The 13,039-nt window shown below is 66.3% G+C and carries 12 protein-coding genes; 10 read left to right on the top strand and 2 right to left on the bottom strand.

The window, feature by feature from the left end; all coding sequences use genetic code 11:
- A partial coding sequence (locus tag VFQ05_14980) for an aminotransferase class IV (GenBank protein ID HET9328068.1) occupies positions 1-505 on the top strand: 505 nt, incomplete at its 5' end.
- A 31-nt stretch (positions 506-536) separates the two neighbouring features.
- On the opposite strand, the gene VFQ05_14975 is transcribed toward VFQ05_14980, so the two are convergent.
- Positions 537-1,250 carry a DUF998 domain-containing protein gene (locus VFQ05_14975; protein HET9328067.1) on the bottom strand — a complete coding sequence of 238 codons (714 nt, stop codon included), beginning with the start codon at positions 1,248-1,250 and terminating at the stop codon, positions 537-539.
- Positions 1,251-1,489: 239 nt separating this feature from the next.
- On the opposite strand from VFQ05_14975, the gene VFQ05_14970 reads away from it, so the two are divergent.
- The 9 genes from VFQ05_14970 to VFQ05_14930 all read left to right on the top strand — a co-directional run bounded on the left by VFQ05_14970 (position 1,490) and on the right by VFQ05_14930 (position 11,468).
- Positions 1,490-2,713, top strand: coding sequence for a DUF1611 domain-containing protein (locus tag VFQ05_14970; GenBank protein HET9328066.1), 1,224 nt, complete (start codon positions 1,490-1,492; stop codon positions 2,711-2,713).
- Between the two features lie 30 nt (positions 2,714-2,743).
- A complete protein-coding gene (locus tag VFQ05_14965; protein HET9328065.1) occupies positions 2,744-3,613 on the top strand; it encodes an alpha/beta hydrolase in 870 nt (289 codons plus the stop codon).
- 64 nt (positions 3,614-3,677) lie between these two features.
- On the top strand, positions 3,678-4,601 hold the full coding sequence (locus tag VFQ05_14960) for a PHB depolymerase family esterase (GenBank protein HET9328064.1): 924 nt from the start codon (positions 3,678-3,680) through the stop codon (positions 4,599-4,601).
- Entirely contained in the window at positions 4,598-5,707 is a 1,110-nt protein-coding gene (locus VFQ05_14955) for an efflux RND transporter periplasmic adaptor subunit (GenBank protein HET9328063.1), read from the top strand. The genes VFQ05_14960 and VFQ05_14955 overlap by 4 nt, the downstream gene beginning before the upstream one ends.
- Positions 5,704-7,539, top strand: coding sequence for a 7TM domain-containing protein (locus VFQ05_14950; protein ID HET9328062.1), 1,836 nt, complete (start codon positions 5,704-5,706; stop codon positions 7,537-7,539). The genes VFQ05_14955 and VFQ05_14950 overlap by 4 nt, the downstream gene beginning before the upstream one ends.
- Entirely contained in the window at positions 7,536-8,504 is a 969-nt protein-coding gene (locus VFQ05_14945) for a phosphatidylglycerol lysyltransferase domain-containing protein (GenBank protein ID HET9328061.1), read from the top strand. The genes VFQ05_14950 and VFQ05_14945 overlap by 4 nt, the downstream gene beginning before the upstream one ends.
- Complete coding sequence (locus tag VFQ05_14940) at positions 8,501-9,478, top strand: phosphatidylglycerol lysyltransferase domain-containing protein (protein HET9328060.1); 978 nt, start codon at positions 8,501-8,503, stop codon at positions 9,476-9,478. Before VFQ05_14945 ends, VFQ05_14940 begins: the two co-directional genes overlap by 4 nt.
- Positions 9,475-10,647 carry a YheC/YheD family protein gene (locus VFQ05_14935; protein HET9328059.1) on the top strand — a complete coding sequence of 391 codons (1,173 nt, stop codon included), beginning with the start codon at positions 9,475-9,477 and terminating at the stop codon, positions 10,645-10,647. The genes VFQ05_14940 and VFQ05_14935 overlap by 4 nt, the downstream gene beginning before the upstream one ends.
- Positions 10,644-11,468, top strand: a complete 825-nt coding sequence (locus VFQ05_14930; protein ID HET9328058.1) for a hypothetical protein — start codon at positions 10,644-10,646, stop codon at positions 11,466-11,468. Before VFQ05_14935 ends, VFQ05_14930 begins: the two co-directional genes overlap by 4 nt.
- Here VFQ05_14930 and VFQ05_14925 read toward each other — a convergent pair.
- On the bottom strand, positions 11,458-12,909 hold the full coding sequence (locus tag VFQ05_14925; GenBank protein ID HET9328057.1) for a T9SS type A sorting domain-containing protein: 1,452 nt from the start codon (positions 12,907-12,909) through the stop codon (positions 11,458-11,460). The genes VFQ05_14930 and VFQ05_14925 overlap by 11 nt on opposite strands.
- Positions 12,910-13,039: the final 130 nt, after the last annotated feature.

Below are 13,039 nucleotides of genomic sequence, written 5' to 3'. Positions count from 1 at the left end.
CGGCTCGTACGTGAACTCCGCGCTGGCCAAGACGGACGCCGTGCTCGCTGGGTTCGATGAGACCCTGCTGCTCAACGAGGCCGGCCACGTGTGCGAAGGCTCGGTCGAGAACGTCTTCATCGTCCGGCGCGGCGAGCTGGTGACGCCGCCGATCACCGACGACGTGCTGGAGGGCATCACGCGCGCCACGCTGATTCAGCTCGCGACCGAGCTGGGTTACCGCGTGGTCGAGCGATCGGTCGATCGCACCGAGGTCTATCTCGCGGACGAGGCGTTCTTCTGCGGCACGGGGATTCACCTCACTCCCATCACCCGCGTGGATCACCGGCCGATCGGCAACGGGACGACCGGTCCCATCACGACGGCCATCCGCGATCTTTTCTTCGACGTCGTCCGCGGCCTCTCGGCGCGCCATCGAGAGTGGTGCCGCCCGGTGTTCGAGAAGGCCATTCCGTACAGCGCGTCTGACGTCGTCGGGCTTCCGAACTTGGCGGAGACTCGCTAGAGACTCACCTGGTTCCAGGCGATCCGACGTTCTAGCCGCGCGCGTCGCCTGGATCCTGCGCGATCCGCCGCATGCGCCACGCAATCAGGAACGTGCAGATGAACCAGAACGTGACCATCGCGCGCTGGAAGAGTCCTGCCCAGGGCCGCAGAGGTCCCTCTTCCGCCTCCGCCGTCCCTCCGTAGACGCCGAACATCAACAGCAGCAACGCCCCGGCGCTGGCAGCGAGCATATCCAGCGGTTTCCAGCGATGGTCATCGGACATCGGCCCACGGATCGCGATGAGCCCTGCTCCAGCGCTCAGGATGGTCATGAATGCGGCGATCGTGTGTCCGATCGGCTCGGTGGGCTGGCCGCTGGTGCTGTCGAGCTGCCAGGGGATGACCCCCATCAGAACGACACCGAGTCCCGCCAGGCTATGGAGCCATGGACCGAGGTTGGGGCGTAACGCCCCACTCAATCCCCTCGCGAACAGAATATAAAGAGCCCCGCAGAGCATCATGGTGGCGTTCTGCATCCAGCCCATGTCGAGTGTCGACAGCTCGCCGATGGGCTGGCGGATCTGATCGAAGCCTCCGCCCGACAACATGATCTGGAGATTGTGCAGGGCGATGAAGAGAACGGGCGCCGCAAGCCCCGCATAGGCGCCAAGCCGAATTTCGCCCCGATGGACGGAGGTCTCGGCCTTCTCCGATTCCAGCTCCATCCCCCCGTGCATGGAGGGCTCGGCCTTTTTCATTTCCATGACTGACCTCCTGAGGGAGCAATCGTGCTCTATATAAATCCTAAGTCGTTGGGGTGATCCCTGTCGTCACGACATTGATCTGTAGCGAGTCACCATCTGATTGCTGGAAACACTGTCTAAATCACTCTTCTAAGGTAATTACCTGATGAAACCCGGCAGCCCACCCAGACTAGTGTGTAGATACAGAAAGGGACGTTTACCCGTCCTCCCCAACGTGCACTCACAACAGGTAGACGTCGATGATGAACGAGGCCGCATCCCAGACTTTCACAGGAGCCCCCGAAGGCATCGCGCCCGACTCGCCGCGTCTGCGGCACGCGTCCTGGGCCTCGACGACCCGACGAGTTCGTGGGCCGCTGCGGATCATCCAGAACCCAGCGCCTCCAACGCCCGGGGATCTGTTCCTTGCGCGCGTGGACACGCTGGGTTTCCACAGCGCGCTGCAGCTCCCCGATGGCCGTCGCAAGAAGCTCTTCGTGGGGGACGAGATCGTCGTCGCCTACGCGAACCGGTATGCGCCCAACCAATTCGAAGCGGTCGTGCCCCGGAGCTTCGGCCCCTGCCAGCTCGTCGCGGGAGGTGGCGTCGCTGCCCGCGTGCTGTCGTGGAACGGGAAGATCACCAAGGAAGCCACGCACATCACGCCGCTCGCCTGGGTCGGCGGCGAGAGCGGATCGCCCGCCAACCTGCGGGATTACGCGCTCCCGACCCTCGAGCGCATTCCGACTCCGCGGCCGAGGACCATCGTCGTGTGCGGCACGTCGATGGACTCCGGCAAGACGCAAACCGCGGCATTCCTTTGTAAGGGTCTCTCGCTCGCCGGACTGCGGGCGGGCTACGCCAAGATCACGGGCACCGGCTCGGGCGGCGACACCTGGCTCCTGAGAGACGCGTGCGCCGATCCGGTGCTCGACTTCACCGACGCCGGTCTGGCTTCCACGTACCTCGAGCCCGCGCGGGAAATCGAGCGAGTCTTCACCACGCTGGTCGGCCACCTGGCCCTGTCGAACGTCGATGCCATCGTGCTCGAGATCGCCGACGGCGTGCTCCAGGCCGAAACGGCGGCCCTGCTCAGATCCTCTTTGTTCGCGGCGAACGTCGACGGCGTCATTTTTGCCTGCGGCGATGCCATGGGAGCGCTCGCGGGCGAGAGCTGGCTGCGCAGGAATCGCCTGCCGCTCATCGCGCTAAGCGGTGTGATGTCGAGCTCTCCCTTGCAGAGCCGTGAGGCGGTGAAGTCGACCGGCCTCCCCGTTCTTACACGTGAAGATCTGCTTCGGGGACAGACCGCGCTGGGATTGCTGTCTGCGACCGAGCGGTACATGAGGGCGCACACACCGAGAGAACACCGAGTCAAACCCCGCGCGGTGTCGCCAAACGCGGACGATGCGGGCATCGATCTCCGAGTGGTGGTCTCTGAGCCCTCGTTCGAGGCGGCGCCCCGAAAGGAGATGACCGGCTGATGCGCCCAGCCTGGACAACTGGAGGCTATCGTGATCAAGGAAGCGGCCGTCAAGGACGCGCCCGTCAACCACAACGGAGCGCTACCCACCCGTAAAGTCGTTCACTGCGTGCGGCAGGATGGATCCGCACAGTCCTACTTCATCTACGTGCCGGGCAGCGGCGGCGCCGAGGCGCCGCTGTTCGTCGTCGTGCACGGAATCTCCCGGAACGCCCAGGCCCAGGCGCAGGGTTTTCAGGAGCTGTGCGAGCGGTACGGCGTGGTGATGGTCGTGCCCGTGTTCGGAGTGGAGTCACGGGACTATCAGAGGCTCGGGCGCTCCGGCCGTGGTCCACGCGCCGATGCCGCGCTCGATGCCGTCGTCGAAGAGGTGGCGCTGCGAACCGGGTGCAAGGCGTCGTCGTTCCATCTATTCGGCATCTCGGGCGGCGCCCAGTTCGCTCATCGCTACGCCCTGGCTCACCCGCACCGCGTGGCCGGCCTCGTGGTGGTGGGCTCGGGTTGGTACACGTTCCCGAATCCGCGCGCGCGCTTCCCCTACGGCATCCGCAGGAGTCCAGAGCTGCCGGGAGTCCGCTTCGACCCCGAGGAGTTCCTGCGAGTCCCGATCACCGTGATGGTCGGCGAGAAGGACACGAACACCGAGAAGGTGAGGAACACCCCCCGGGTCAATCGGCAGCAAGGGAAGAACCGCCTCGAGCGGGCGCAGCGCTGGGTCGAGGCCATGCGCGAAGCCGCGACGAGCCGCGGACTGGAACCGCTGGTGAAGCTCGAAGTGATTCCGGACGGACAGCACGACTTCACGAGTCTCATGGCGGGAGGTTTGGGCGAGAAGTGCTTCGGCCACTTGTTCAAAGGGCCCATCCCCTCGCGCCTGACCAAGGCTTCACGACGTGGCTGAGGATCGAGAACAGCAGGAACGACGCGGTGACGGCGCGGCTCTCACGAGCCGGGGGAGCCCATGGGTGACGCGGACGGTCGCCTGGGGCGCCCTGGCCCTGGCGCTCGCTCTGGCCACATCGTGCGCCCAGCAGCGGTCCGCCACCACGGCCGAGTTCACCGCCACGGAGCGCGAACCGGAGCGCGGACGGGTCCTGCGGCGGACTCTGCGGGCGGATCAAAGCCACGAGTACCTCCTGTACGTGCCCGCTCGGGCGGCTCCCGGCGGACCGATCTTCGTCACCGTGCACGGCATCTCGCGGAACGTGGAGGAGCACGCCACGCTGTTCGCGCCACTTGCCGAAGAACACCAGGCGGTCCTCATCGCTCCGTACTTCACTCGTGATCGGGACGATGATTATCAACAGCTGAGCAAGGGCCGCGCGGGCCGGCGAGCCGACGTCACGCTGGACGCGATCATCAAGGAAGTCGCGACGGCGACGGGCGCCAATGGCCAGAGGTTCTACCTGTTCGGATTCTCGGGTGGAGCCCAGTTCTCCCATCGCTACGTGCTCGCACACCCCGAGCGTGTCATCGCCGCCGCGATCGGAGCGGCCGGCTGGTACACGTTCCCCGACGATCGCAAGCCCTACCCGTACGGCCTGGGGCCCAGCGCGGAGCGCTCCGGTCTGCGTTTCGACGCCGCGCGCTTCCTGCGCGTCCCCATCACCGTGCTCGTCGGCAAGGACGACATCGAGGGTGGCGAGAGCCTGAGGCGCAACCCGACCGTCGACGAGCAACAAGGAACGACGCGGCTCGAGCGCGCGCGCCGGTGGGTCGAGGCCATGAACCAGGCCGCGCGGCAGCGCGGACTCACCCCTCACGTGACGCTCCAGGAGGTGCCCGGCATCGAGCACTCGTTCCGGGAGTTCATGCGCGACGGCGAGCTCGGCGAGCGCGTTTTCACCGCCCTCTTCGGATCCTCTTCGTCCGTGGGAGTCAAACCATGAAACCCGACACCGGACTCGAGCCCATCAAGCCCATTCCACTCAAGCCGCCAAAGAGGCGAAAGCGCAGCCGGCGCAAGCGTGAGATCGCCGTGCGGAAGGGGCGTGAGCTCGTCGTGCGGGACAACGTCATGCTGGCGCCGTTCGAGGACCTCGTGCGTCCGCGGCCGCGGCGAGCCATGCGCGGCCTGGTGGCGGTCCTGATCGTGCTCGGCATTGCCGCCCTTCTGATTCCGATCTTCCTTTGGGGCAGTTACGCGTCGAGCTACGTGACGTCGAACAACGCCACGGTCAAGGGATCGATCACCCAGGTCGGCACCCAGCTCGAAGGCGTCGTGGCCAGCGTCGAGGTGGAAGCGGGTGAACACGTCAAAGCCGGACAGGTGCTGGCCCGCTTCGAGGATCGACAGCTCCAGGCCAGCGTGCTCAGGGCGCAGTCGCGGCTGACCGAGGCCAATGCCCGTTCGGTGTCGGCGGACGCCCGCATTGCCGCGGCAACGAGCCAGGCAAATGAAGCCAAGATCCGTCACGATCAGCGGGTCCCGCTCGCCAGGAACCAGGTGATCTCACAGGCCGAGATGCAGGAAGCCGTGACGCGGCTGGAGACCACGATGGCCATGGAGAGAACGGCCATCGCCGATCACCACGCCGCCGCCGCCGAGGTCACCACGGCCCAGGCGGAGCTGGCGCTCGCTCGCGCCGACCTCGAAGCCGCGGTGATTCGCGCTCCGGCCGATGGCTATGTCGTGCGCCGGGTGGCCGAGCCGGGCGCCGCGGTGGTGGTGGGGCAGCCGGTCATCGCGCTCTGGATCGGCAAGCAGGTCTGGGTCGAGGCCTGGGTGGACGAGGACGATCTGGCGGGCGTCGCCGTGGGCAACAAGGCCAAAGTCACCATCAACTCGTTCCGCGGTCGCGAGTTTCACGGAAGGGTGGAATCGATCGGCGTCTCGACCGACTTCGAGCTTCCCGACGTGACCCTGCCGCAGTCGCGAACCGAGCGCATTCGGACGTCTCCGGTCGTCCCGGTTCGCATCCGGCTCGATCAGGCCGAGGGATTGTTCCCGGGGCTCTCCGCCGTCGTCGCCATCGAGCGGACGAGGACGAAATGAAGAGCCTCCCGGTGGCCGCGCGCGCTCAGGCCAGTCCGGGAGCAAGCGACCGTGAGCGACGCATTCTGTCGCACGCGGAGCTGGCGGTCCTGATCGTCATCGCCATGCTCCCACTGCTCTCCATTGCGCTACGGATTTCGGCGCTTCCCGGCGGGTTCGACGGCTTTGCCTGGATCGGGGGCCACCTCAACCAATTGTTGTCCCTGGACGACGTGCCCTCGAGCCAGCGCGATCACATCATCTATCTGCTCCTCATCCCGACCTCCGCGCTCATCGTCACCGTGGCCCGCCTCACGCTGGGGCTCAAGGTGCTGGCGTTTCGCTCGATTCTCATCTCGGTCGCGTTCCACCAGAGCGGCCTCCTCGCCAGCTTCCTGCTGATCGGTCTCGCGATCGTGGCCATCCAGATCCTGCGGCCGTGGCTCCAGCACATCGATCTTCCCAAGTATGCCCACCTGTCCATGATCCTGTGCACGATGTCGGCGTTGATGCTCGTCGCGATCCTGCTGGGCCCTCTGATGCGGGCCGACATTGCATACGGGATGGTCGCGTTCCCCGTGATCGCCCTGGGGTTCCTGGCAGAGGGCGTCGCCAAGACATCCGATCGGGACCATTTCATTCGCGCGTGCTGGATCGCGGCCAACACGATCGCGATCGCCCTGCTGATGGCGCTGGTGTACTGGATCCCGGCGGTGCGGAGCTTCGTGCTGCGATTTCCCGAGATCGTGCTCACCGAGGGCATCGGCGTGGTGTTCATCGCGAAGTACCTCGACCTCCGGCTGCTCGAGCACTGGGACGCGCGCCTGATGAGCACCCTGCGAGCACGAGCCTGGCTGGGAGCGAAGCAGCGCGTGGCGGTGATTCGCAATCGTATCGCGCCGGGGACTCACTCGCGTCACACGCTGCGGTCGGTGCAGAAGATCGTCGATGCGCTGCGCGAGGCCAAGTACCAGGTCAAGGTCATGGAGGGAGACGAATCCCTGCCGCGCGAGCTGCGCCAGTTCTTTCCCGTGAATCCCGCCACCGGCGAGCGGGAGGGCGTGGTGCTCAACCTGGCGCATGGCAGCCGGGGCGACGCCAGCACGACGCACGTTCCCGCCATCCTCGAGGTGTTCGGCGTCGCCTACAGCGGGCCGACCCCGCTCGGCCACGCGATGGCGTTCGATCGCGTGGCGTCCAAGGTCCTCATGCGCCAAGCCGGGATTCCGACGCCCACGTTCCACCTGCTGCCGACGCAAGGGCCGCGGGAAGAGCCGGTCGACCTCGTCTATCCGGCGATCGTGGTCCCTCGCCACGAGCTGGATGCGAAGTCCACGATCGTATCCGACACCAAGGAACTTCGGGCCGCGGTGCGCAACCTCCGCCATGCCGGTGTGGAGGAGGCGTTCGTCGAGCACTACGTGGGCGGGCGCCACATCGCGGTCGCGCTGCTCGGGAATGACCCGGTCGAGTGCCTGCCTCTGGTCGAGCTGGACTCGAAGGGCAGCAAGACTTGTCCGGCCCGGCTCAAGGAATCGATCGCCGCGCGGGTTCGCGACCATGCGCATGCCGCTTTCCGGGCCTGTGGCTGCCGGGACTATGGGCGCGTGGACGTTCGCATCGACGAGGCCGGAGAGCTATGGGTGACCGAAGTGCGCACGCTCGGAATCCTCGCCGGCCAGGGGACCTTCGTTCGCGCCGGAGCCCAGGCCGGCTACTCACTCAGCGCGCTGATGGCCCGCATCGTCGAGGTGACTCGAGCGCGCGCGCAGGCGCAGCGCAGATCCCCCCAGGCGAACCCGCGTAAGGCGTCCTCCTACGCCCACTCATCCGACCCGGTGGAGTCGCCATGATTCAAGCCATCGAGTTCCTGACCTCGGCCATCAAAGGCGGACGCAAGGCCCCCGGCACCCTGGACGGGCTGCGGATGCTCGGCCTCGAAGACCTGCCGCGCTGGAAGAAGGCTCTCGAGCAGGGGCAAGCATCGGGGTATGGCTGCTATTTCCCCTACGTCCTCATCCATCACCGCAAAGGACGGAGCGCCGTCCTGATCACCGAGGATGGCGGCTGCCTTTGCAGTTTCATTCTCCGCCAGAAGGAGCGCGGCAGGCACCTGGATCTCTATCTGCCTCCGATCCCCATGGACGTGAACGTCACCCGTCGGTGCCTCGAACGTGCGAACGACTTCAATGGCGACCGCTCGGCGCGCATCCTGCGAATCGACGCGCGCGACGCCCCTGTCGTCGCGGGCATTCCGGGCCTCCAGGTCCGTAAGCGAAGGTCACAGTACCTCTACGCGCCACGAGACTTCGGCGATTTGCAGGGCAACAAATACCGGGCCGTGCGCTATCACGTGTCTCGGGTGCAGCGTCTGGAGGGTCTTCGGGTCCTCCCCTATGACACCCGCTTCGCCGTCCCATGTCAGGAGCTGCTCGAGAAATGGGCGGAACACCACCGCGCCAGACACGGGACTTCAGGTGACGCAGGAATGTCGAAGCGCGCGCTCGCTCTGACCGGCTTGATCCAGAGTCCCGATCTCCTGGGCCAGGTGATCCTGATCGGCGAACGGGTGGTGGGGTTCGCTTTCGGAGGCGAGCTGCGCCCGGGACTGGGCTGCTTGTTCGAGGCCAAGACCGATCACGACATCCCAGGACTATCGCAATTCCTCTACTACAGCTTTCTCTCCAAGTGGATGGACGGCTTCGATCTGGTCAATGGCGGATCCGATGCCCGCCGCAAGGGGCTCAGGCAACTCAAGGACAGTCTTCGACCCGCCGCGATGCACGTCGAGTATCGCGGCCGCCAGGAGGTGTCATGACCCATGTGGGCGTGCGAGATGGCGTCCTTCAGAGCCTGACGCAGGGTGGCCCCGGCGGCGCGGACCCCGGCCGTCTCGAGGTGCTCCGGGAGATGGATGCCGCGGATCTGCCGCGCTGGAAGAAGGCGCTCGAACAGTGGAAGCCGTTGGGCTTTGGTTATTACTTTCCGTACGTTCTCGCCCATCAGGGCACGAAACGGAAAGCCGTGCTGGTGGCCGAGGATGGCGGATGCCTGTGCAGCTTCATCCTGCGCGAGCGCCGAAAGGGCGCCCACCTCGACGTGTACCTGCCCCCGATGCCGATGGACGTGAAGGTGGCGCAGCGCTGCCTCGAGCGCGCGAACGAATTCAATGGCGACCGCTCGGCCCGCATCCTGCGGATCGACGCGAGGGATGCGGCGCAGGCTGCCAAGATCCCGGGGGTGAGCATCCGCGAGCGCAGGAAGCAGTACATGTATGCGCCGAATGCGTACGCCGACTTGAGCGGCGGGAAGTACCGGGCCCTGCGCCGTCAGCTGGCCAGGACCCAGCAGCTCCAGGAGCTCGAGACGGCTCCCTATTCGGAGCGTTATGCCAGCGATTGCCGGACGCTGCTTCAGCGATGGGCGGAGCGGCATCGCAGCACGCACGGAACTTCGGGAGACGCAGGCCTTTCGAGGCGCGCCCTCGGGCTGGCGGACGTGCTCTCCGCTCCGGATCTGACCGGCGAGGTGTTCCTGCTGGGCGGCCGAGTGGTCGGGTACTGGCTCGGGGGAGAGATTCGGCAAGGCCTCGGGTGCCTCCTCGATGCGAAGAGCGATCTCGACGTACCGGGACTTGCATACTTCCAGCGCTACCGGTTTCTCACGACGCACGGCGGGTTCGAGCGGGTGAACGACGGATCGGATGCCAGGCGCCCGGGGTTGCGCCAGCTGAAGGACAGCTTTCGCCCGGTGGAGATGCACACCGAATACCGCGGCAGGCAGGCGCAATGACGCACATCGGCGTGCTCTGCAATCTCGATACTTCCGCGGACCCGCGCCAGCAGCTCAGCACTTCGGTGCTCAATCGCGCGTATCTCATCAGTCAGCTGCTGGAGCCGGAGGGCATCCGGCTCTTCCTGTACTCGCCGAAGGACGTCACTCCAGACGGCGAGGCGCCGGGTTTCGTGCTCCACGAAGGACTTCCGGTCGCGGGGCATCGGTCCGTGCCACGCGTGAACGCGAACTGGACGTACGCCACGCGCCGGCTGCTGCGAGCGGGGATGGGATATCAGCCGTTCAAGCGGTGGATGCGCGAACGCGGGCTCGAAGCGTACGTCCCCTACGAGTTCTCGGAGCTGGTCTCCAACAAGCTGCGGACTTACGAAGCGGTTCGCGCCTGGGATGAGTCCCTCCATCCGCACACCGAGGAGTTCACGACCTCGCCGGCGCAGATCGAATCCTTCCTGGAGCGGTCGAAGCTCGTCTTCATCAAGCCCCGCGCGGGACACAAGGGCAATCGGATCTTCGTGCTCCGGAACGGCGGCGCGCGGCTCGCGCTCGAGTACTACGACAGCAGGGGACGCAGGTCGTTCCCGTGCATCACGCTCGACGCGGTCCTGACACTCGTCGATACCGTGACCCGCAAGGAACGCTATGTGGTGCAGGTGGGCATCGAATCCCTGCGTCACGCGGGCGCGGTCTTCGACGTCCGGGTCGTCATGATCCACGACGGCCGGGGCTGGCACGACCTGTTCGAGACGCGACTGGCGCCCCCTGGCAGCGTGCTCTCGAACGTCTACCAGGGCGGCACCATCCATGCGACCCCGGAGCTGCTTGCGTCCACGGTAGGCCCTCGCAATGGCCGCTCGGTGGAGAATCGGTTGCGGCAGATCGCGCACGGCCTGGCCGCCCACTTCGAGTCGCGTTACCCCGGCGCACTGCCGGAGATCGGCTTCGACTTCGTGCTCGATCCTGATCACGTGCCGCATCTCGTCGAGGTCAATGCCAAGCCGGGGATCGCCGGCATCGGCTCCGAGCGGAGGGTCTTCGACTGGACCCCGGACGAGAAGCCGCTGCACGAAATGTGGACGCTCCCTCACATGAAGCATCTGGCGGATTTCCTGCGTCACCGGGTCGACCCTGGCCGGCCGGTTCCCGACTTCCAGGAGGCGAGGTCATGACTCCGCAGACGTCCTCAGGACCTGGCCTCTCCCGTCACGTGCTGCGGTCCGACCCGGGCGTCTCCTATCTGCTCCACGTGCCTGCCGTGCTGAGTCCCGAGCCGCGGCTCGTCGTCTCGATTCACGGCGCGTCGCGCAACGTGGACGTGCATGCCCGGCTGTTGTCCGTGTACGCCGAGATGCACGGAGCGGTGCTCGTGGTCCCGTACTTCCCCGAAGCGACTTTTGGCGACTACCAGCGACTCGGACGAATCGGAAGAGGCAAGCGCGCGGACCTGGCGCTCCACCGCATCGTCGCGGAGGCCGCCGCGTTCACGGGGAGCCTCGCCGTGCGCATCCACCTGTTCGGGTTTTCCGCGGGAGCGCAGTTCGCGCATCGCTACGCCATGGCCTATCCCCAGCGCGTCGCGTTCGCCGTCATCGTCGACGCGGGGCGATACACCATGCCGAACCCTGCGGAGAAGTTCCCGCGGGGAATTGGGTCGACCCGGAAGCTGCCGGGCCTGCTCTTCGATCCCGGCGCGTTCCTGCGCGTCCCGATGAAGGTTTACGTCGGCGCGGATGACAGCGCCATCAACGGCTCGGGCCCGCGCAGGAAACCCAGGCCCGACCGTGAGCCGCGCGCGATGCGCGCGCAGCGCGCACGGCACTGGGTCGACGCGATGAACGAGGCCGGCCGGGCGCTCCACTTGGAGTCGCAGATCGCCTGCGAGGAGCTGCCCGACCGCGTCCGCTCGTTCCGAAGCTCGGTGCTCCGCGCCGGACTCGCGGAGCGGGCATTCGAGGCGATGTTCGGCCCGCCCCTGGTCACTACCGAGTGACCAGCACCTTCTGCTCCACCTGCCGCTCGCGGTCCCGGGCCCTGACGAGGTAGAGGCCGCTCATACTCCGGACGCCCAGCGCGCTCCAATCGAGCCGCCAGGCGCCGGCGCTCACCATCGCCGTTCGCGCCGCGAGCTTGCGTCCAGCGATGTCGTAGACCTCCACTTCGACTTCCTCGCTGTTCCATCCCTCGCCGGACAGCCGGGCATTTCCGGCGAGCGGGTTGGGATGAATCCGGAAGCTCGCACCCCTCCTGTCCGGCCGTGGAAGAGGTGACGCCTGGACCGGCGCGCCCTGCAGGACGCTCTGCGCCGCAACCGCCATGGGTTGTGCGCTGTGGCCGACGTTGGGGACGTCGATTCGCCGCCATCTGGACAGCGGGTTGGTGGCGAGACCCTTGCTGATCATGTAGCCCGCCCGCTCGTAGCGATTGAGTCCTTGTGCGTCCGCGCGAGCGGTGGTGCGCAGGTCCTCGTCGCGCACCGTGTCCGCCGTTCCGACCATGATGATCATGTTCCGATTGGTCCACGTCATCAGATCCTGGTGCGTGAACGACAGCGGGGCGTTATCGACTCCGTATGGACAATCGATCACCAGGTCGGGGGCGGTGTACCAGCCGGAGCCCGCCGCGATGGCCGTCCGCACCGGCGCATTCGGCTCGTACAGCATGAAGCGGTGGACGTGCTGGCCGCCCCCCGAGAATCCCCACATGTCGAACAGGGGATCCGCGATGACGAACCCGCCGCGAGCGCGCTGGTGGATCGCCAGGTCGATCGAGAAGGTCCAGCGCTCCTGCGGATTCAGGACGCCGTCGCAGTCCTCGCCGCTGAACACGTTACCCATGTGGTACATGCCCTCGGTCGGCCAGTTGACCTCATCGTAGTAGGGACAGAGCACGATGTAGTTGTGGCTGCTGGCCCAGCTGCGCCAGTAGTCGGCGTAGCTGGACGCCGTGCGGCTGTTGCCGTGCATCGCCAGGAGGATGCGGGTCGAGGGGCTCAGCGTCGACGGGATGACGGTGTACACACGAACGTCCGGATTGCCCGCGCTGCGATAGGTGAACCACGTCTTCGTGTTGGCGGGAAACACCTGGACCGTGGCGACATCCTGGACGCCCTGGTCCGCCGCGTTGACGTAGTAGATGGTCTCCGAGCCGCTGACCGAGGTCAGTGAAAAGCTCGCTGTGAGCCCGGTCCTGGACGCGATGCCGTTCGTTCGCGTCCGTGTGCCGGTGCTGCTGATGGTCTCACGGTCCAACGACCAGGTGATCGTTCCTCCCACAATGCTCGAGTTGAACGTGAACGTGTGAGTGCCGGACAGGCGCATATCCGGGCCGTCGACGATTCCTGGGAGGATCGGCGCGGCGGTCAGGGGGGCAGAATGCAATGCGGCGAGCGTGGAAATGGCAAGCATGAGCCAGCTGCGTTCGGGAGTACGCATTGGGGGCTCCTTGCGAATGGTGCAGCCGCGGCCGTGGTGGGATTCGAAACGGCGGCCAAAGAGGGACCATGCGGCTCGAAAGGCGCGCGTGCGACCGGCACACGCCTCGGGGGTGTTTACAGGAACCTTG

Source organism: Candidatus Eisenbacteria bacterium, assembly GCA_035712145.1.
In the GTDB taxonomy this organism is placed as follows: domain Bacteria; phylum Eisenbacteria; class RBG-16-71-46; order RBG-16-71-46; family RBG-16-71-46; genus DASTBI01.
The sequence above is the reverse complement of the archived record's forward strand: the minus strand, read 5'-3'. Positions and strand labels throughout refer to the sequence as shown.

Bases quoted from the DNA above. Each gene is read 5' to 3' on its own strand.
- VFQ05_14935 (HET9328059.1), top strand. From the start codon at position 9,475: ATGACGCACATCGGCGTGCTCTGCAATCTCGATACTTCCGCGGACCCG.
- VFQ05_14950 (HET9328062.1), top strand. From the start codon at position 5,704: ATGAAGAGCCTCCCGGTGGCCGCGCGCGCTCAGGCCAGTCCGGGAGCA.
- VFQ05_14975 (HET9328067.1), bottom strand. From the start codon at position 1,250: ATGGAAATGAAAAAGGCCGAGCCCTCCATGCACGGGGGGATGGAGCTG.
- VFQ05_14955 (HET9328063.1), top strand. From the start codon at position 4,598: ATGAAACCCGACACCGGACTCGAGCCCATCAAGCCCATTCCACTCAAG.
- VFQ05_14970 (HET9328066.1), top strand. From the start codon at position 1,490: ATGATGAACGAGGCCGCATCCCAGACTTTCACAGGAGCCCCCGAAGGC.
- VFQ05_14925 (HET9328057.1), bottom strand. From the start codon at position 12,909: ATGCGTACTCCCGAACGCAGCTGGCTCATGCTTGCCATTTCCACGCTC.
- VFQ05_14945 (HET9328061.1), top strand. From the start codon at position 7,536: ATGATTCAAGCCATCGAGTTCCTGACCTCGGCCATCAAAGGCGGACGC.
- VFQ05_14930 (HET9328058.1), top strand. From the start codon at position 10,644: ATGACTCCGCAGACGTCCTCAGGACCTGGCCTCTCCCGTCACGTGCTG.
- VFQ05_14940 (HET9328060.1), top strand. From the start codon at position 8,501: ATGACCCATGTGGGCGTGCGAGATGGCGTCCTTCAGAGCCTGACGCAG.